We start from the raw sequence: 18,982 nt of genomic DNA on the forward strand, positions 1-18,982 counted from the left end.
GCCTGCGCTCGTGCTCGACGGCACGGGCGAGTGCACCTTTCCCATGAAACGGCAGATCGCCGAGCGGCCATGGGCCCTCCAGCGGCTCCTCCTCGACGCCCTGTGGGCCGGGACGAAGGGCAAGGGCGTGCGCGTCGCGGTCATCGACACCGGGGTGGACCGGATCAACCCGCAACTCGCCGGCGCCCTCGACACGGCCGCCGGGAAGGACTTCGTCGATCCGAAGGGCGGAGACGGGACGAACGACACCGTCGGGCACGGCACCAAGGTCGCCGGAATCATCGCGGCCCGACCCCGGCGGGGCACCGGCTTCGTCGGTCTCGCCCCCGAGGCCACCGTCATCCCGATCCGGCACAACGACGGCCGGGGCAACGGCGGGGCCACCACACTCGCCCGGGCGATCGACCACGCCGTCGCCGCGCGCGCCCACGTCATCAACATCTCCCAGGACACCGACGCACCCCTCACCACCGATTCCGACCTGGCCCGGGCCGTCCGACGGGCCCTCGACGCGAACGTCGTGGTCGTCGCCTCGGCGGGCAACGACGGCCCGGCCGGTCACGGGCGCAGGACCTACCCGGCCGCCTTCCCCGGCGTCCTCGCCGTGGCCGCCTCCGACCGCAACAACGAACGCGCCCCCTTCTCCCAATCGGGCGACTTCATCGGGGTGGCCGCCCCCGGCGTCGACATGGTCTCCACGGTCCCCGGCTCCGGTCAGTGCGTCGACAACGGCACCAGCTTCTCCGCGCCCTGGGTCGCGGGCGTCGCCGCCCTGCTGCGCGCCGAGCACCCCCGTTGGACCGCCCCGGAGGTGGTGCGGCAGATCCAGAGCACGGCCGAGCGCGGCATCAACGGCCGTGACGACCAGCTCGGTTGGGGGGTCGTCGACCCGGTGCGCGCCGTCACCCGGGACCTCGTACCACCCGGACCCCCCGCCCCCGACCCCGGCCCGGCCCCCGCCCCACAGGCGGCGCCGCTGGGCCCGGCCGTGACGGCGCGGGAGCGCGAGGTGCGGATCGGTACGTACGCGCTCGGCGCGGGCGGGCTCCTGGTGGCCGTCATCGCCGGGACGGCGAGCGTGGTCCGCGATGCCCGCACCCGCCCGACCCCGCGATGACCTCCGCGCGGCCTGCCGGTCGTCACGCCCGGCGGGACCCGTCACACCCCCCGCAAGAAAACGAGGAGCGAGGAGCTTCGGATGACGAACACCTTCGGACTGGCCGACGATCCGGTCGTCAGGGCCGCCAACAAGATCTCCGAGACGGCCAACGCCGTGACCACCCAGTCCCGGGAACTGGCCGACATCCTCGCCACCGCCGGCGCGGGCTGGACCGGCGCCGGCGCGGAGGGGTTCAAGAAGGCGCAGGCGGACCTCAACATCGACCACGACGAGATCCGCCGCCTGCTCGGCGTCCTGCACCACGCGGTCGCGCAGACCAAGAACCTCACCAACGCGCAGGACGAGGAGGTCCGTTCGGTGTTCGCCGCGATCACCCCGGGCGGTCCGTCCGGCCTGAACGGCGTCTGACCCCCACGCCCGCCCGCCCCCAGCTCCGGCGAACCACCCCCCGAAGGAGAACGACATGTCCGGCACCGACGGCTACACCCGGGTCCGGTACGACAGCGTCCAGCAGATGGCGGACCGCATCAGAACCGTCTCGAACAACATCGTCAAGGACCTGGCCGAGATGGAGCAGGCCGTGAAGGTGGTCACCGACACCTGGGACGGCGAGGCGCACCTGGAGTACGTCGCGCTCCAGACGAAGTACCACCGCAGGGCCGACCACATGCGCCGGCAGCTGGAGTCCGTGGCCCGGCTCATCGAACAGGGCAAGGGCGACTACCGCGCCACCGACCTGAAGGCCTCGCGCCTGTTCACCGAGGCCTACTGAACCCCGTACCCGGCGCACGAAGAGGCGCGCCCGCACCGGGCGCGCCCCCGCGACGGGCGGTTCCCCGCCCGCACCGGACCTCAGGTCAGGTCGAACTCCCCGTCCCGCGCACCGAGCACGAAGGCCTCCCACTCGGCGGCCGTGTAGCGCAGCACGGTCTCCCGGTCCAGCGAGGACCGCATGGCCACCGCGCCCTCGGGCAGCTTGGCGATCTCGACCCGCTCCTCGTCCGGGCTGGTCCCCGGAGGGCCCTGCCACTCGACGCCGCTGATGTCGAGCGCGTACAGCTCGTCCTTCTCCTGCTGGGTGCCCATGTGCGGCCTTTCCCTCGGTCGTGCGGTGCTGCTCGGCTCTTCGCTGCCGATTATCGGCGGAACACGGCTCCCGGGTGCGGTTTTCCGGGTGATCCCCGCTACAGCCCCGGCATCCGCCCGAGCTGCACCAGCGAGGTGCCGCGCCGGCGCGACACGAAGTGGCCCCGACCGGGGGACATCGGACGCGGCCGGACCGTGCCGAGCAGATCGCCCTCCGACGGATCGCCCGACAGCACCACGCCCTGCGCGCCCAACTCCTTGATCCGCTGCATGAACGGTTCGTACAGCGCCCGCGAGGCCCCCGCCGAGTCGCGCGCGATGACGAACCGGACACCGGCGTCCCGGGCGAAGGGCAGGAACTCCGTCAGCGGTGCCAGCGGATTGCCCTGGCCGCCGGCCACCAGGTCGTAGTCGTCGACGATGACGAACACGTCCGGGCCCGTCCACCAGCTGCGGTCCCGCAACTGCCGCGGGGTGACGTCCGCCGGCGGTCGGCGCCGCGAGAACACCCCGACCAGCGCCTCCATGTGCAGGTGCAGCGAGTCCGACGTCGGCGCGTACTCCAGCAGGTGCTCCTCCGGGAGCGCCCCGAGCAGCCCGCGCCGGTAGTCCCCGACGACCAGCTTCGCCTCGTCCGGGGTGTACCGCTGGGCGATCCGGTGGGCGATGAGGCGCAGCAGGTTCGTCCGGCCCGACTCGCTCTCGCCGAACACCAGGAAGAACGGGTCCGACGCGAAGTCGACGAACACCGGCTCCAGGTCGCTCTCGCCGACGCCGATCGGGATGCCGCGCTCGGGGAACTCCCCGCCCTTGGGCAGCCGGTCCGCGGGCAGCGACCTCGGCAGCAGCCTCACGGCGGGAGCCGGCGGCCCCGCCCAGCCCGATCGCACCGCCGCCACGAAAGCCGCCGTGGCCTCCCCCAGGTCGTCCGTGCCGTGGCCCCCGTCGATCCGCGGCAGGGCCCCCAGGAAGTGCAGCTTCTCCGGGACCTGGCCGCGCCCCGGGACGCCCGCCGGTACGTTCGCCGCGACCCGTCGGTCGAACTCGGAGTCCATGACGTCGCCGAGCCGCAGCTCCAGCCTCCCCGGCATCTGGTCCTTCAGCGCCGGGCGGACCTCCATGTACCGGGACGCGGTGACCACCACGTGGATGCCGAATCCCAGACCCCGGGAGGCGATGTCCGTGACCACCGGCTCCAGGCCCTCGTACTCCCCGCGGAAACCGCCCCAGCCGTCGATGACGAGGAAGACGTCCCCCCAGGCCTCGTCGGGCAGCTCGCCCGCCGCGCGCCGGCGCCGGTACCCGTCCACGGAGTCGATCCCGTTCGCCCGGAAGAACTCCTCGCGCCGGCCGAGGACGCCCACCACTTCCGCGACCGTCCGCCGCACCCGCTCCGGGTCGAGGCGGGAGGCGATACCGCCCACGTGCGGCAGTTCCGCGATCGACGCCAGTGCGCCCCCGCCGAAGTCCAACCCGTAGAACTGCACCTCGCGCGGGGTGTGGGTGAGCGCGAACGAGGAGATCAGCGTCCGCACGAGCGTCGACTTGCCCGACCGCGGCCCGCCCACCACCAACAGGTGCCCCGTCGCCCCCGAGAAGTCCTGCAGCAGCGCCTCGCGCCGCTGCTCGAACGGCTTGTCGACCAGGCCCAGCGGCACCACCAGCCCGCCCGGCCGGTCGTACCCCCGCGCGTGCAGACCCCGTACGTCGTCCACCGCTGGGGCGGGCAGCAGCCGGTCCAGCGGGGGAGCCTGGTCCAGCGGCGGCAGCCATACCTGGTGCGCGGGCGCCCCCTGCCCCTCCAGCCGTCCCACGATCACGTCCAGCACCGTGTCGCCCGGCGTGTCGTCCCCGGCCGGATCCACCCGGGACGCCGGGTCCACCGCGTCCGCGTCCACCGCATCCCCGGGCGCCGCCGCCGGATCCGCGCAGGCCGGCGCCACCGGACCCGCCGTGAACAGCGCGGGCCGCCGCACCGCCGGGAACGGCCCCGCCACCGGAACCGGGCCGCCGGCGCCGTGGGCGCCCGAGACGTACGCCGCCTTGAAGCGGGTCATCCCGTCCGTACCGGCCTTCAGGTACCCCGAACCGGGCACCGACGGCAGGTGGTAGGCGTCCGGCACGCCGAGGGCCGTCCGCGACTCCGCCGCGGAGAAGGTCCGCAGCCCGATCCGGTACGACAGGTACGTGTCCAGCCCCCGCAGCTTGCCCTCCTCCAGCCGCTGCGAGGCCAACAGCAGGTGCACGCCCAGCGACCGCCCGATGCGGCCGATCCGCACGAACATGTCGATGAAGTCGGGCTTCGCCGTCAGCAGCTCGGAGAACTCGTCGATCACCAGGACCAGTGAGGCCAGCGGCTCCAGTGGCGCCCCGGCCGCGCGGGCCCGCTCGTAGTCGTGCAGGTTCGCGTGGTTGCCGGCCGCGCGCAGCAGCTCCTGACGCCGCTGGAGCTCTCCGCCGATCGAGTCGGCCATCCGGTCGACCAGCGTCAGATCGTCCGCGAGGTTCGTGATGACCGCCGCGACGTGCGGCAGCCGCCCCATCCCGGAGAACGTCGCACCACCCTTGAAGTCCGCCAGGACGAAGTTCAGCGTCTGCGAATCGTGCGTCACCGCCAGCCCCAACACCAACGTCCGCAGCAGCTCCGACTTGCCCGAACCCGTCGCCCCCACGCACAGCCCGTGCGGACCCATGCCCTCCTGCGCGGCCTCCTTCAGATCCAGCATCACCGGCGCGCCGTCCTCGCCCACGCCGATGGGCACCCGCAGCCGGTCCCCGGCCGACCGGGGACGCCAGGTCCGTGCCACGTCGACGGCGGCGGCGTCGCCCAGGTCCAGCAGGTCGGTGAAGTCCAGGTTCGTCAGCAGGGGCTCGTCGTCACCGCCATCCGTGCGCAGCGGCGCCAGCTGCCGGGCCAGGGCCTCCGCCTCGGGCAGCGACAGCACGTCCGGGACGCCCTCGTACGCGTCGCCCGTACCCGCCTCCAGGCGCAGCAGCCCCGGCCGGACCACGACCGACAGCCCACCGCGCGGCGCGTCCAGCTCGCCCGCGACCACCTCCACGACGGTCACGCCCTGCAGGCCCTCCACCGCCGCGAAGGCCGAATCCGCCGCCACCGCCGCCCCGTCCAGGACCACCAGCAGGTGCGGCCGGTCCAGCACCGGCGACGCGTCCCGGCCGAACCGCGGCCGCCCCTCCAACCGGGACGCCAGCAGCTCCTCCACCTCACCCGGGTCGTCACCGAACAGCCGCCTGGTACCGGCGCCGTCGAATTCGCCCGGCAGCTGCGCGTGCGGCAGCCACTTCGTCCAGTCCCACAACGGCGCCGCGTCCCGCGCGGCCACCACCGCCACCACCAGGTCGTCGGGGGAGTGCAACGCCACCAGCTGCGCCACCAACGCCCGCGCGGTCCCGCGCGCGGACCCGGCGTCCCCGGACACCGTCAGGTGGTAGAACGCCCGCACCGACACCGCCACCGGCAGCCCGTCCAGGCAGGAGTGCACCTCCAGGAAGCGCTGCAACGCGCCCGCCGCCAGCGGCTCCAGGTCGTCCACCGGCGCCGTCTCCGGCGCCACCGGCGCGGACGCGGGCCGCTGCGGGCCCAGCCCCAGCCTGGCCTGGCCGAAGTCCGCATCCCCGGGCCGCCGTTCCCACACCCGGGACCCGCCCGCCACCACCGCCCACAGCTGCTCCGGCGCCGGGTGCAGGTACAACTGCGCGTCGCGCTGTGCCCGCGCGGCACCGCGCACCCGACGGCGCGTCCGCGCCAGGTGCGCCAGGTAGTCCCGGCGCACGTCCGCCATCCGCCCCTGGGTACCGCGCCGGTGGCGCACCAACTGCGCGATGACCATGGCCACCGTGGACGCCAGCATCAGCACGCCCATCACCTTCATGAAGGGACCACCGGTCGGCAGGAAGAAGAACACGACCGACGACCCCATGCCGAGCATCGGCAGGAGCTGCATCAGCACCCCGTCCTCCTGCCCCCGCGGCAGGACCGGGGGCGGCTCCAACCGCACCTCTTCCGAGGGAACTTCCGGCGGCAGCGACCGGGGCGGGCGTTTGACGACGATCTGACTCACCGGAGCACCAGTCCCTTGACGACGGCCGGGCCGCCACGACCGACGCCCCCAAGTCCCGCTCAAGAAAGGGGAATTCCATCGCGGGCCGGTGATCCTAGTGGCCGAACGGCCCCCGAAAGCCCGGTTAGGGTGACGCCCGCAGTACGCGCGGACCCCGAACCGGGGCCCGCCGCGAGGCGCCGAAAAAAGGGGGTCACACAGGTGAGTACGGCCGGGGCTACGGGATTCCGCAGGGTCACCGTCGTGGCTCCCGACAGCCGCGTCGACGTCGCCCTTCCGGAGGACATCGCCGTCGCCGACGTGTACCCCGAACTGCTGCGCCTCACCCGCCCGCCCCAGCCCGTCGGCGCCCCCACCGGCTTCCACCTCGTACGCTGCTCCGGCGCCGTCCTCGACGGCGCCCGCACCCTCGCGGCCCAGCACGTCCTCGACGGCGAGGTGCTCGGCCTGCGCCCCTTCGCCGAGTCGCTGCCGCCCGCCGTGTTCGACGACGTCTGCGACGCCGTCGCCTCCGCCGTCGTCCGCGACCGCCGCCGCTGGAACGACGACATGCTGCGCGGCGCGGGCCTGACCGGCGCCGCCCTGCTCCTGGTCCTGCTCGCCGTCGTCCTCCGGTACGCCGACCCGGTCCGCCACGACGTCCACGGACCGCCCGCCCTCACCGCCGGAGCCCTGGGCCTCGTCCTCACCGCCGCGGCCGGGGCCCGTGCCCGCGTCCACCGCGACCGGGCCTGCGCCGCCGTCCTCGGCCTGGGTGCCCTCCCACTCCTCATGATCGCCGGCGCCGGTCTCGTCGCCCCCGGGCCCGGTGCCGGACCGGGCCGCCTCCAGTTCCTCCTCGGCTGCGTCTGCGTCCTCGTCGCCTCCGCCGCCCTGGTCGCCCTCACCCCGCAGGGCGACGCCCCCTTCGTGGCCGCCGCGTTCCTGGCCGCCACCGGCAGCCTCGCCGGGTTCGCCGTCCTCACCACCGGGGCCTCCGCGACCGCCGGCGCCGCCGTCTGCGGCCCCGTCGCCATCGGGCTCGTCGCCTTCCTCCCGGGCCTCGCCGCTCGCTCCGCCCGGCTGTCCATCGGCTACGCGGCACCCCGGAGCGCGCCCGAGGACACCGGGTACGCCACCACCCCGGACCGCCCCGACGCCGATCCGTACGGTTCCGCCGCCGCCCCGGCCGCCCCCCTCGACGCCGACCTCATCGCGGCCCGGGCCCGCCGGGGACACGAACTGCTCCTCGGTCTGCTCGGTGGCTGCGCGGCCGTCACCGTCGCCTCCGCGGCCGTCCTCGGCGCCTCGGGCGACCCGTGGGCCCGACTGCTCGCCCTCGCCACCGGACTCGCGATGCTCCTGCGGGCCCGTCTCTTCCGCCGCACCGCGCAGGTCGTCTGCGCCCTGACCGCGGGCATCGCCGCGATCGGCCTGCTGGTCCTGGCCCTGGCCTTGCACGCCCCCGACGGCCTGCTCCAGGGGCCCGCCGGCCCCCACCCGGGCGGAGACGGGGACCTCCGTACGCTCCGTCTCGCCGGCGCCGTCGCCGCCGGCGCGGCCCTCCTCACGGGAATTGCGCTTGTCATCCCCCGCAAGGGCCTGTCACCCTTCTGGGGACGGCTGCTCGACCTCACCGAGGCGGCGGTACTGCTAAGCCTGGTTCCGCTGACCCTGGCCGTGCTCGACGTCCACGACCGCGCCCGCGCTCTCACCGGCTGAGACGGCGAGACCCGCACGCCTGGTACGCTGTGTGACGGCCGTTTGTGTACGCGTCCCCCGGATCTCTCGACAGAGGGTCTGTGGACTGCGCTCAGCGGACCCCGCCTCCCGAGTCACGGAAGATCCCCAGAGAATTCGACCTGGGGCACTCGAAGGCAACGAAGACCTATTACAAGGAGTACGCGTGCCGCTCGACGCCGCAGTCAAGAAGCAGCTCATCGCAGAGTTCGGTGCCAAGGAGGGCGACACCGGCTCCCCCGAGGTCCAGGTCGCGATGCTGTCCCGCCGCATCTCGGACCTGACCGAGCACCTCAAGACCCACAAGCACGACCACCACTCCCGTCGTGGTCTGCTGATCCTGGTCGGCCAGCGTCGCCGCCTGCTGCAGTACCTGGCCAAGAAGGACATCCAGCGCTTCCGTGCGCTGGTCGAGCGCCTCGGCATCCGTCGCGGTGCGGCCGGCGCCAAGTAAAGACGCTGTGAAGGGAGCGGACCCCACAACGATGGGGCCGCTCCCTTTGCTGTACGTGCGCGACGCACCGGACGCTTTGTAGTCTGGAAACAGCGCACAAGAGGAAGAGGAGGAGCGCCCTCCCTACGCCGCCGGTCCTCGGTAGTGGTATCCGGAAAGCCCCGCCACGGGGCTCAGAACCGGGTGCTTCGATCGAAGACCGGCCCGCACGCCAGGAGCGCTTCTCCGGAACCGTCCACCACCACACGGGTGGCGGACGGAGACGACGAAAATGGAGAAAACGCTAGTGGAGAACGAGACCCACTACGCCGAGGCCGTCATTGACAACGGTTCCTTCGGCACCCGCACCATCCGCTTCGAGACGGGCCGTCTGGCCCGCCAGGCCGCCGGCTCCGCCGTTGCCTACCTGGACGACGACACGATGGTGCTGTCCGCCACCACCGCGTCGAAGAAGCCCAAGGACCAGCTCGACTTCTTCCCCCTGACGGTGGACGTCGAGGAGCGGCAGTACGCGGCCGGCAAGATCCCCGGCTCCTTCTTCCGTCGTGAGGGCCGGCCCTCCGAGGACGCGATCCTCACCTGCCGCCTGATCGACCGCCCGCTGCGCCCGTCCTTCAAGAAGGGCCTGCGCAACGAGATCCAGGTCGTCGCGACGATCATGGCGCTCAACCCCGACCACCTGTACGACGTCGTCGCGATCAACGCCGCGTCCGCGTCCACCCAGCTGGCCGGCCTGCCCTTCTCCGGCCCGATCGGCGGCGTCCGCGTCGCGCTGATCCGCGGCCAGTGGGTGGCCTTCCCGACGCACACCGAGCTTGAGGACGCCGTCTTCGACATGGTCGTCGCGGGCCGCACGCTCGAAGACGGCGACGTCGCGATCATGATGGTCGAGGCCGAGGCCACCGAGAAGACCATCGCCCTCGTCAAGGGCGGCGCCGAGGCGCCGACCGAGGAGATCGTCGCCTCCGGTCTGGACGCCGCGAAGCCCTTCATCAAGGTCCTCTGCAAGGCCCAGGCCGACCTGGCCGCCAAGGCCGCCAAGCCCGAGGGCGAGTTCCCGGTCTTCCTGGACTACCAGGACGACGTGTACGAGGCCCTCTCGGCCGCCGTCAAGGGCGAGCTCACCCAGGCGCTGACCATCGCGGGCAAGCAGGAGCGCGAGGCCGAGCTGGACCGCGTCAAGGACATCGCCGCCGACAAGCTCCTCCCGGCCTTCGAGGGTCGCGAGAAGGAGATCTCCGCCGCCTACCGCAGCCTCACCAAGGCCGTGGTCCGCGAGCGCGTGATCAAGGACAAGGTCCGCATCGACGGCCGCGGGCTCACGGACATCCGTACCCTCGCCGCCGAGGTCGAGGCCATCCCGCGCGTGCACGGCTCGGCGCTGTTCGAGCGTGGCGAGACCCAGATCCTGGGCGTCACCACCCTCAACATGCTCCGCATGGAGCAGCAGCTGGACACCCTCTCCCCGGTGACCCGCAAGCGCTACATGCACAACTACAACTTCCCGCCGTACTCCGTCGGCGAGACCGGCCGCGTCGGTTCGCCGAAGCGCCGCGAGATCGGCCACGGCGCGCTCGCCGAGCGCGCGATCGTGCCGGTCCTCCCGACCCGCGAGGAGTTCCCCTACGCGATCCGTCAGGTGTCCGAGGCCCTCGGCTCCAACGGTTCGACGTCCATGGGCTCGGTCTGCGCCTCCACCATGTCGCTGCTGAACGCCGGTGTGCCCCTCAAGGCCCCCGTCGCCGGTATCGCCATGGGCCTGATCTCCCAGGAGATCGACGGCAAGACCCACTACGTCGCCCTCACCGACATCCTCGGTGCGGAGGACGCGTTCGGCGACATGGACTTCAAGGTCGCCGGCACCAAGGAGTTCGTCACCGCGCTCCAGCTGGACACCAAGCTCGACGGCATCCCCGCCTCCGTCCTGGCCGCGGCCCTGACGCAGGCCCGTGACGCCCGCCTCCACATCCTCGACGTGATGATGGAAGCGATCGACACGCCGGACGAGATGTCCCCGAACGCCCCGCGGATCATCACCGTCAAGATCCCGGTGGACAAGATCGGTGAGGTCATCGGCCCCAAGGGCAAGATGATCAACCAGATCCAGGAGGACACCGGCGCCGAGATCACGATCGAGGACGACGGCACCATCTACATCGGTGCCTCCGACGGCCCGGCCGCCGAGGCCGCCCGCGCCACGATCAACGCGATCGCCAACCCGACCATGCCGGAGGTCGGTGAGCGGTACCTGGGTACGGTCGTCAAGACCACCACCTTCGGTGCCTTCGTCTCCCTCATGCCCGGCAAGGACGGCCTGCTGCACATCTCGCAGATCCGCAAGCTCGCCGGTGGCAAGCGCGTGGAGAACGTCGAGGACGTGCTCGCGGTCGGCACCAAGGTGCAGGTCGAGATCGCCGAGATCGACCAGCGCGGCAAGCTGTCCCTGATCCCCGTGATCGACGGCGAAGCCGCCGGTGACGACGCCGACAAGGACGACTCCGACAAGTGACGTCGCGTAGTTCCCGTGTGACGGCCCGCCCCTCTTCGGAGGGGCGGGCCGTCGCCCGTACCCAAACCCTGCTCAAGGGGCAGAACGGCATCGGCACCGTCCGACGCACCGTCCTCCCCGGCGGACTGCGCATCGTCACCGAGACGCTGCCCTCCGTCCGCTCCGCCACCTTCGGCATCTGGGCGAACGTGGGCTCCCGGGACGAGACGCCCACGCTCAACGGCGCCACCCACTACCTGGAGCACCTCCTCTTCAAGGGCACCGAGAAGCGCAGTGCCCTCGACATCTCCTCCGCGATCGACGCGGTCGGCGGCGAGATGAACGCCTTCACGGCGAAGGAGTACACCTGCTACTACGCCCGGGTGCTCGACACCGACCTGCCGCTGGCCATCGACGTGGTCTGCGACATGCTCACCGGCTCGCTGATCCGCGAGGAGGACGTCGTCGCCGAGCGCGGCGTCATCCTCGAAGAGATCGCGATGACCGAGGACGACCCGGGCGACGTGGTCCACGACCTGTTCGCCCGCACCATGTACGGGGACTCGCCGCTCGGCCGCCCCGTCCTCGGCACCGTCGACACGATCAACGCCCTCGGCGCCGACCGGATCCGCCGCTTCTACAAGAAGCACTACGATCCGACCCGCCTGGTCGTCGCCGCGGCCGGCAACGTCGACCACGACAAGGTCGTGCGCCAGGTCCGCGCCGCCTTCGAGAAGGCGGGCGCGCTCACCCGCACCGACGCCGAACCCGTGGGCCCGCGCACCGGAACCAAACGGATCCGCACCTCCGGCCGGGTCGAACTCGTCAACCGCAGGACCGAGCAGGCGCACGTCGTCCTCGGCATGCCGGGCCTCGCCCGCACCGACGAACGCCGCTGGGCCCTGGGCGTCCTCAACACCGCCCTCGGCGGGGGCATGTCCTCGCGCCTCTTCCAGGAGGTCCGCGAGAAGCGCGGCCTGGCCTACAGCGTGTACTCGTACACCTCGGGCTTCGCGGACACCGGCCTCTTCGGCGTCTACGCAGGCTGCCGACCCAGCCAGGTCCACGACGTCCTGCGGATCTGCCGCGACGAGCTCGACAAGGTCGCCGCCGACGGACTCGACGACGACGAGATCCGCCGCGCCATCGGCCAGCTCTCCGGCTCCACCGTCCTCGGACTGGAGGACACCGGCGCGATCATGAACCGCATCGGCAAGAGCGAGCTCTGCTGGGGCGACCAGATGTCCGTCGACGACATGCTGGCCCGGATCGCCGCCGTGACCCCGGACGACGTCCGCGCGGTCGCCGCGGACGTACTGGCACAGCGCCCCTCCCTCGCGGTGATCGGGCCGCTGAAGGAGAAGCAGGCCGCCCGCCTCGACGAAGCGGTGGCCTAGCTCCGTACGGGCCCGGGCCCGTACCCGTAACAAGGCTGCACACACTTAAGGACGGAACATGAGCAAGCTGCGCGTGGCGGTCCTCGGCGCCCGGGGCCGCATCGGCTCCGAGGCGGTCAAGGCCGTCGAGGCCGCCGAGGACATGGAGCTGGTGGCGGCCCTCGGCCGCGGCGACAAGCTGGAGACGGTGGCCGAGGCCGGCGCCCAGGTCGTGGTCGAGCTGACCACGCCCGACTCCGTCATGGAGAACCTGGACTTCCTCGTCCGCCACGGCATCCACGGCGTGGTCGGCACCACCGGCTGGACCGAGGGCCGCCTCGGACAGCTGAACACCTGGCTCGCCGGCTCCCCGCGGACCGGGGTGCTCATCGCCCCGAACTTCTCCATCGGGGCCGTCCTGACCATGAAGTTCGCGTCCCAGGCCGCACGCTACTTCGAATCCGTCGAAGTGGTCGAACTGCACCACCCGAACAAGGTCGACGCGCCCTCCGGCACCGCGACCCGTACGGCGCAGCTCATCGCGGCCGCCCGCGCCGAGGCCGGCCTCGGCGCGCAGCCCGACGCCACCGCCACCGCCCTCGACGGCGCCCGCGGCGCGGACGTCGACGGGGTGCCGGTGCACGCCGTCCGCCTCCGGGGCCTGCTGGCCCACCAGGAGGTGCTGCTCGGCAGTGAGGGCGAGACCCTCACGATCCGTCACGACTCCCTGCACCACAGCAGCTTCATGCCGGGCATCCTGCTCGGCGTACGCCGCGTGACGCAGACCCCGGGCCTCACCTTCGGCCTGGAAAACTTCCTCGACCTCGGCTGATGAGGCAGTAGTCCCATGCGCGCGAAGATCACGTACTTCATCACGGCCGCCGTCCTGGTCGTCTACTTCGTCCTGGTCGGCAGCCGGGGCCTGATGCTGCTCCGGCAGGGCACCTGGATCACCGTCACCTTCGGCGTGGCCGTGCTGATCCTCCCGGTCATCGGCGTGTGGTTCCTCTGGAAGAACACCCAGTTCGTCACCCGGGCCAACCAGCTCGCGACCGAGCTGGAGGCCGAGGGCGGCCTCCCGGTGGACGAGCTGGAACGGGACGAGTACGGCCGGATCCTGCGGGACTCGGCCGACGAGGTCTTCGCGCGCCGCAAGGCCGAGACCGAGGACGCGCCGGGGGACTGGCGCACCTGGTTCCGGCTCGCCGTCGCCTACCACGACGCCCGCGACACCCCGCGGGCCCGCAAGGCGATGCAACGCGCCATCGCCCTCCACACCGGAAAGCCCGCACGGGTCTGATCCCCGTACGGGCTTTCCGGCGGCCACGCCCGACCTGTCAGGCCGTTACGGGCCGGTACTCCTGCGCCCACGCCTCCAGCACCCCGGCGGCCCGGTCGAAGGCCTCGCCCCGGGACAGGAAGTCGGCGTTGTGGTCGGTCAGCAGCACCGGCAGCTCCGCACCGGAGGGACCGGCCACGGTCAGCGCCTGACCCTGGACGGTCCGGGGAAGGCCCAGCCAGCGCACCGGCTGCTGGACCGTCCGGATGGAGTCGATCCCGCTCCAGGCGACCGAGCGGGTCCGGAAGAACCCGACCCGCCGCAACCCGTGCGGGCTCACCCAGACGCCCGTACGGAGCATGCGCAGCGCGGAGCCGACGACGACGAGCGAGGCGGCCAGGGCGATGCCCGCCCCCAACCAGGTCCCGGCGAAAGCAATGATCATCGTGGCCAGCAGCATGAAGGCCGCCAGCAGGAGCAGGACGGCCGAGCCGGCCACCCGCCAGGGACCGGGCCGGTAGGGCCGGCGCCAGCGCTCCGGATCCGCGTGGGGGAGGGCTTCGTCCTCATGTGCGTCGAAAACGCCGTCGGCCGTCAAGAAGGGCAGGGGCACGGCAGGACCTCACTCACGTGCACGTTCGATTGGGCAGTGCCCGTGAGGCTACCGTCCTTCGGACGCCTGGGACTGCTGCGCCTTTCCGGTCGCCTCGTACGGCTGCAGTGCGGGCATACCGAAGAGCAACGAGCCGACGAGCCCCGCCACCACGGTCAGTCCGACCAGACTACGGGCGGCCAACTGGGTCCTGCTCAGACTCTCGCGCGGCGGCGGAGTGACGTTACTGCGGAAACGGTCGGCCTCGGCGACGAAGGCGAACGGGACGGGTTCGCGCCGGCGAAACATGGGAGCGACTCTCCTCACGATCAGGGCCCGGAGGCCATGGGGTCGGGACGGTTGGGGTTCTCCCTGTAGGACGTACGAACTCCCCGATCGGTGCCTGAAATCGGGACATCAACCAAAAAACTTGGCATCCCGTCAGCTGTCCGGGCGACGGCGGCGGTCCCTGCGGCTGCGCGGGGAGCCACCTCGCGCGCCGTAGAGTGGGCGCGCCCCAGGTAAGACCGTTCGGAAGGACCCCGTGTGAGCGAGACCGCTGCTTCAGACCTGAAACCCAGCTTCCGTAGTGAGGTGACGGTGGAGCTGGTGAAGCACTCCGCCGCCGACTCCGACGTGCTGTGGGCAGCCCGCGTCTCCACGGCCGGCGAGCAGTCCCTGGAGGAGCTCCAGAAGGACCCGGAGCGTTCCAAGGGCCTCATCAACTACCTGATGCGCGACCGCCACGGCAGCCCCTTCGAGCACAACTCGATGACCTTCTTCATCAGCGCCCCGATCTTCGTGTTCCGCGAGTTCATGCGGCACCGTGTGGGCTGGTCCTACAACGAGGAATCCGGCCGCTACAGGGAGCTCCAGCCGGTCTTCTACGTCCCGGACGCCGAGCGCAAGCTCGTCCAGGAGGGCCGCCCCGGCAAGTACGTCTTCGTCGAGGGCACCGAGGCGCAGCAGGAGCTGACGGGCCGGGTCATGGAGGACTCGTACCGCCAGGCCTACGAGGCGTACCAGGAGATGCTGGCGGCGGGCGTGGCGCGAGAGGTCGCCCGTTCGGTCCTGCCGGTCGGTCTGTTCTCCTCGATGTACGCCACCTGCAACGCCCGCTCGCTCATGCACTTCCTCGGTCTGCGCACCCAGCACGAGCTGGCGGCGGTCCCGTCCTTCCCGCAGCGGGAGATCGAGATGGTCGGCGAGAAGATGGAGCAGCACTGGGCGCAGCTCATGCCGCTGACCTACGCGGCCTTCAACGGCAACGGCCGCGTTGCCCCGTAAGGCTCGATGCACGAGCGGCGTACACATGTGCGGAGACAAGTCCCAAGTGTCCGTATTGCGGCGTTTCGTAAAGTTCATCTAGGCTGATCAAACGGACCCGGCACTGCTTGAACCCCCGAGCAGGCAGTGCCGGGATCCAACAACCCCCGGGAGCCGCGACTCGGAGGTTCCCCCTGTTGACGTCACCCGAGGGGACACCGCGAGCGTGGCAGCGAGTAGCGTGTTACCCATGGCTCCGATCTCGACTCCGCAGACCCCCTTCGGGCGGGTCCTCACCGCCATGATCACGCCGTTCACGGCGGATGGCGCACTTGACCTCGACGGCGCGCAGCGTCTCGCCGTCCATCTGGTGGACGCAGGCAACGACGGCCTGATCATCAACGGCACCACCGGTGAGTCGCCCACGACCACCGACGCGGAGAAAAACGACCTCGTACGAGCCGTACTGGAGGCGGTCGGCGACCGCGCCCACGTCGTCGCCGGCATCGGTACGAACGACACCCGCCACACCCTGGAGCTGGCCCGCCAGGCCGAGCGCACCGGCGCCCACGGCCTGCTCGCCGTCACCCCCTACTACAGCAAGCCGTCGCAGGAGGGCCTCCGCCGCCACTTCACGGCCATCGCGGACGCGACCGGACTGCCGGTCATGCTCTACGACATTCCCGGCCGCAGCGGTGTTCCGATCAATACCGAAACCCTGGTCCGGCTGGCCGAGCACCCCCGTATCGTTGCCAACAAGGACGCCAAGGGTGACCTCGGCCGTGCCGGCTGGGCCATCGCCCAGAGCGGCCTGGCCTGGTACTCGGGCGACGACATGCTGAACCTGCCGCTCCTGTCGATCGGCGCGGTCGGCTTCGTCTCCGTCGTCGGCCACGTGGTCACCCCCGAGCTGCGCGCCATGCTCGAAGCGCACCTGGGCGGCGACGTGCAGAAGGCCACCGAGATCCACCAGAAGCTACTTCCCGTCTTCACCGGCATGTTCCGCACCCAGGGCGTGATGACCACCAAGGGCGCGCTGAACCTGCAGGGCCTGCCCGCGGGCCCGCTGCGACTTCCGCTGGTCGAGCTGTCCGCCGAAGAGACCGCGCAGCTCAAGATCGATCTTGCCGCGGGCGGGGTACAGCTCTGACAACAGACTTCACAACTCAATAAGCAAGACCACGAAGACGAACGCAAAGTGCACGAATGACATGCGCGCCACGTGCCTTGAGGGGTACGTGGCGCGCGTGGTGAAGGAGAAACTTTTGAGCCACCCGCACCCTGAACTCGGTCCGCCGCCGAAGCTCCCGAAGGGCGGCCTCCGGGTCACCCCGCTGGGCGGTCTCGGCGAGATCGGCCGAAACATGACCGTCTTCGAGTTCGACGGTCGCCTGCTGATCGTCGACTGCGGCGTCCTCTTCCCCGAGGAGGAGCAGCCGGGCATCGACCTGATCCTGCCGGACTTCTCGTCGATCCGGGACCGCCTCGACGACATCGAGGGCATCGTCCTCACGCACGGCCACGAGGACCACATCGGCGCAGTCCCGTACCTCCTGCGGGAGAAGCCGGACATCCCGCTGATCGGCTCCAAGCTGACCCTCGCCCTCATCGAGGCGAAGCTCCAGGAGCACCGCATCCGCCCCTACACCCTTGAGGTGAAGGAGGGCGAGCGCGAGGGCCTCGGCCCGTTCGACTGCGAGTTCATCGCCGTCAACCACTCCATCCCGGACGCCCTGGCCGTGGCCATCCGCACCGGCGCCGGCATGGTCGTCTGCACGGGCGACTTCAAGATGGACCAGCTGCCGCTGGACAACCGTCTGACCGACCTCCACGCCTTCGCGCGGCTGAGCGAGGAAGGCATCGACCTCCTCCTCTCCGACTCGACGAACGCCGAGGTCCCGGGCTTCGTCCCGCCGGAGCGCGACATCTCGAACGCCATCCGCGGCGTCTTCGCGAGCGCGCAGAAGCGGATCATCGTGGCCTCGTTCGCGAGCCACGTGCACCGCATCCAGCAGATCCTGGACGCCGCCCACGAGTACGGCCGCAGGGTCGCGTTCGTCGGCCGTTCCATGGTCCGCAACATGGGCATCGCCCGTGACCTGGGCTACCTCCGGGTCCCGGCCGGCCTCGTCGTCGACGTCAAGACCCTCGACGACCTGCCGGACGACGAGGTCGTGCTGGTGTGCACGGGCTCGCAGGGCGAGCCGATGGCCGCGCTGTCCCGCATGGCCAACCGCGACCACCAGATCCGGATCGTCCCGGGCGACACCGTGATCCTGGCGTCGTCCCTGATCCCGGGCAACGAGAACGCGGTCTACCGCGTGATCAACGGCCTGACCCGCTGGGGCGCGAACGTCGTGCACAAGGGCAACGCCAAGGTGCACGTCTCCGGACACGCCTCCGCCGGCGAGCTGCTGTACTTCTACAACATCTGCAAGCCGCGGAACCTCATGCCGGTCCACGGCGAATGGCGCCACCTGCGCGCCAACGCGGAGCTCGGCGCGATGACGGGTGTCCCCAAGGACCGCATCGTCATCGCCGAGGACGGAGTGGTCGTCGACCTGATCGACGGCAAGGCCCGCATCTCGGGCAAGGTCCAGGCCGGCTACGTCTACGTCGACGGCCTTTCGGTCGGCGACGTCACCGAGGCCTCCCTCAAGGACCGGCGCATCCTCGGCGACGAGGGCATCATCTCGGTCTTCGTCGTGGTGGACAGCACCACGGGCAAGGTCGTGACCGGCCCGAACATCCAGGCCCGCGGCTCCGGCATCGAGGACTCCGCCTTCGCGGCGATCCTGCCGAAGATCGAGGAAGCCATCGCACGCGCCGCCGCCGACGGCGTGGCCGAGCCGCACCAGATCCAGCAGCTCATCCGCCGCACCATGGGCAAGTGGGTCTCCGACGGATACCGCCGGCGCCCGATGATCCTCCCGGTCGTGGTCGAGGTCTGACCTCGCCCGTAGCGACCACACCGGAGCGGGGCAACCGGATTTGCATCCGGGGGCCCCGCTCCAGTACGTTTACGTCTCCACCTCGCAGGGCCCCGAGCACACACGTGCGCCCGGACCGATCTGCGAGTGGGTGGGATCGAAGACCCGGGGAAACCTGATAAAGTCTGATCCGCCCGAAAGGGAAAGGCCCTCCGAAGGCCATCTGAATTCAAATCGAGTCGGAAACGACACGGAAATGAATCTGATAGAGTCGGAATCGCCGGAAAGGGAAAGCGCGAAAGCGCAGGACCTGGAAAGCACCGAGGAAATCGGGCCCGAAAGAGTCTGATAGAGTCGGAAACGCAAGAACAGAGCAGGACAACAGAACGAAAGCCCGGAGGAAAGCCCGCGAGGGTGAGTACAAAGAAAGCGTCCGTTCCTTGAGAACTCAACAGCGTGCCAAAAATCAACGCCAAAAGTTGATACCCCGTCCATTTCGGTGGATGAGGTTCCTTTGAAAAAGACCTGTGGGGTCGCCTTCGGGTGATGCTTGCAGGCAATTACACAGCGAGGACGTTGTGGCGCGTCGG

Annotated in this window: 16 protein-coding genes; 12 read left to right on the forward strand and 4 right to left on the reverse strand. The window is 70.9% G+C overall.

Features of this window, described 5'->3' with window-relative positions; all coding sequences use genetic code 11:
* The first annotated feature begins 43 nt into the window (after positions 1–43).
* The 3 genes from mycP to ACZ58N_RS28655 all read left to right on the forward strand — a co-directional run bounded on the left by mycP (position 44) and on the right by ACZ58N_RS28655 (position 1,892).
* Positions 44–1,117 carry a type VII secretion-associated serine protease mycosin gene (gene mycP / locus ACZ58N_RS28645; protein WP_471165458.1) on the forward strand — a complete coding sequence of 358 codons (1,074 nt, stop codon included), beginning with the start codon at positions 44–46 and terminating at the stop codon, positions 1,115–1,117.
* An 81-nt stretch (positions 1,118–1,198) separates the two neighbouring features.
* Positions 1,199–1,528 carry a WXG100 family type VII secretion target gene (locus ACZ58N_RS28650; RefSeq protein ID WP_471165460.1) on the forward strand — a complete coding sequence of 110 codons (330 nt, stop codon included), beginning with the start codon at positions 1,199–1,201 and terminating at the stop codon, positions 1,526–1,528.
* Positions 1,529–1,583: 55 nt separating this feature from the next.
* On the forward strand, positions 1,584–1,892 hold the full coding sequence (locus ACZ58N_RS28655; protein WP_389708671.1) for a WXG100 family type VII secretion target: 309 nt from the start codon (positions 1,584–1,586) through the stop codon (positions 1,890–1,892).
* An 80-nt stretch (positions 1,893–1,972) separates the two neighbouring features.
* On the opposite strand, the gene ACZ58N_RS28660 is transcribed toward ACZ58N_RS28655, so the two are convergent.
* Positions 1,973–2,206 (reverse strand): DUF397 domain-containing protein, encoded by a 234-nt coding sequence (locus ACZ58N_RS28660; protein ID WP_266573624.1) that lies wholly within the window; start codon positions 2,204–2,206, stop codon positions 1,973–1,975.
* 98 nt (positions 2,207–2,304) lie between these two features.
* Positions 2,305–6,288, reverse strand: coding sequence for a type VII secretion protein EccCa (gene eccCa, locus ACZ58N_RS28665; protein ID WP_471165464.1), 3,984 nt, complete (start codon positions 6,286–6,288; stop codon positions 2,305–2,307).
* 201 nt (positions 6,289–6,489) lie between these two features.
* Between eccCa and eccD the strand changes: the two genes are divergently transcribed.
* The 6 genes from eccD (at position 6,490) to ACZ58N_RS28695 (ending at position 13,625) form a co-directional block, all read left to right on the forward strand.
* Positions 6,490–7,989 (forward strand): type VII secretion integral membrane protein EccD, encoded by a 1,500-nt coding sequence (gene eccD, locus ACZ58N_RS28670; RefSeq protein WP_471165467.1) that lies wholly within the window; start codon positions 6,490–6,492, stop codon positions 7,987–7,989.
* A gap of 184 nt (positions 7,990–8,173) precedes the next feature.
* Positions 8,174–8,461 carry a 30S ribosomal protein S15 gene (rpsO, locus tag ACZ58N_RS28675; protein WP_267011887.1) on the forward strand — a complete coding sequence of 96 codons (288 nt, stop codon included), beginning with the start codon at positions 8,174–8,176 and terminating at the stop codon, positions 8,459–8,461.
* 286 nt (positions 8,462–8,747) lie between these two features.
* Complete coding sequence (locus tag ACZ58N_RS28680; RefSeq protein ID WP_471165510.1) at positions 8,748–10,970, forward strand: polyribonucleotide nucleotidyltransferase; 2,223 nt, start codon at positions 8,748–8,750, stop codon at positions 10,968–10,970.
* Positions 10,967–12,346 (forward strand): M16 family metallopeptidase, encoded by a 1,380-nt coding sequence (locus ACZ58N_RS28685; RefSeq protein ID WP_471165471.1) that lies wholly within the window; start codon positions 10,967–10,969, stop codon positions 12,344–12,346. The genes ACZ58N_RS28680 and ACZ58N_RS28685 overlap by 4 nt, the downstream gene beginning before the upstream one ends.
* A 58-nt stretch (positions 12,347–12,404) precedes the next feature.
* Positions 12,405–13,157, forward strand: coding sequence for a 4-hydroxy-tetrahydrodipicolinate reductase (gene dapB, locus ACZ58N_RS28690; protein WP_471165474.1), 753 nt, complete (start codon positions 12,405–12,407; stop codon positions 13,155–13,157).
* Between the two features lie 15 nt (positions 13,158–13,172).
* Positions 13,173–13,625, forward strand: a complete 453-nt coding sequence (locus tag ACZ58N_RS28695; protein ID WP_471165477.1) for a hypothetical protein — start codon at positions 13,173–13,175, stop codon at positions 13,623–13,625.
* Positions 13,626–13,662: 37 nt separating this feature from the next.
* Here ACZ58N_RS28695 and ACZ58N_RS28700 read toward each other — a convergent pair whose 3' ends face one another.
* Both ACZ58N_RS28700 and ACZ58N_RS28705 read right to left on the reverse strand, forming a co-directional pair.
* The gene (locus tag ACZ58N_RS28700; RefSeq protein ID WP_471165480.1) at positions 13,663–14,217 is read right to left on the reverse strand and encodes a PH domain-containing protein; all 555 of its coding nucleotides are present in this window, start codon (positions 14,215–14,217) and stop codon (positions 13,663–13,665) included.
* Between the two features lie 48 nt (positions 14,218–14,265).
* Complete coding sequence (locus ACZ58N_RS28705; RefSeq protein ID WP_471165482.1) at positions 14,266–14,505, reverse strand: hypothetical protein; 240 nt, start codon at positions 14,503–14,505, stop codon at positions 14,266–14,268.
* A 237-nt stretch (positions 14,506–14,742) separates the two neighbouring features.
* Here ACZ58N_RS28705 and thyX point away from each other — a divergent pair, with 237 nt between their 5' ends.
* The 3 genes from thyX to ACZ58N_RS28720 all read left to right on the forward strand — a co-directional run bounded on the left by thyX (position 14,743) and on the right by ACZ58N_RS28720 (position 18,413).
* Complete coding sequence (gene thyX / locus ACZ58N_RS28710) at positions 14,743–15,483, forward strand: FAD-dependent thymidylate synthase (protein ID WP_389708687.1); 741 nt, start codon at positions 14,743–14,745, stop codon at positions 15,481–15,483.
* 229 nt (positions 15,484–15,712) lie between these two features.
* Entirely contained in the window at positions 15,713–16,612 is a 900-nt protein-coding gene (dapA, locus tag ACZ58N_RS28715) for a 4-hydroxy-tetrahydrodipicolinate synthase (protein ID WP_471165485.1), read from the forward strand.
* A gap of 115 nt (positions 16,613–16,727) precedes the next feature.
* The gene (locus tag ACZ58N_RS28720) at positions 16,728–18,413 is read left to right on the forward strand and encodes a ribonuclease J (RefSeq protein ID WP_471165488.1); all 1,686 of its coding nucleotides are present in this window, start codon (positions 16,728–16,730) and stop codon (positions 18,411–18,413) included.
* Positions 18,414–18,982 lie beyond the last annotated feature (569 nt).

The organism is Streptomyces sp. NPDC040432 (assembly GCF_055595445.1).

Coding starts and splice junctions, on each gene's coding strand:
- mycP (WP_471165458.1), top strand. CDS start 44: ATGAAACGGCAGATCGCCGAGCGGCCATGGGCCCTCCAGCGGCTCCTC.
- ACZ58N_RS28650 (WP_471165460.1), top strand. CDS start 1,199: ATGACGAACACCTTCGGACTGGCCGACGATCCGGTCGTCAGGGCCGCC.
- ACZ58N_RS28655 (WP_389708671.1), top strand. CDS start 1,584: ATGTCCGGCACCGACGGCTACACCCGGGTCCGGTACGACAGCGTCCAG.
- ACZ58N_RS28660 (WP_266573624.1), bottom strand. CDS start 2,206: ATGGGCACCCAGCAGGAGAAGGACGAGCTGTACGCGCTCGACATCAGC.
- dapB (WP_471165474.1), top strand. CDS start 12,405: ATGAGCAAGCTGCGCGTGGCGGTCCTCGGCGCCCGGGGCCGCATCGGC.
- ACZ58N_RS28695 (WP_471165477.1), top strand. CDS start 13,173: ATGCGCGCGAAGATCACGTACTTCATCACGGCCGCCGTCCTGGTCGTC.
- ACZ58N_RS28705 (WP_471165482.1), bottom strand. CDS start 14,505: ATGTTTCGCCGGCGCGAACCCGTCCCGTTCGCCTTCGTCGCCGAGGCC.
- dapA (WP_471165485.1), top strand. CDS start 15,713: ATGGCTCCGATCTCGACTCCGCAGACCCCCTTCGGGCGGGTCCTCACC.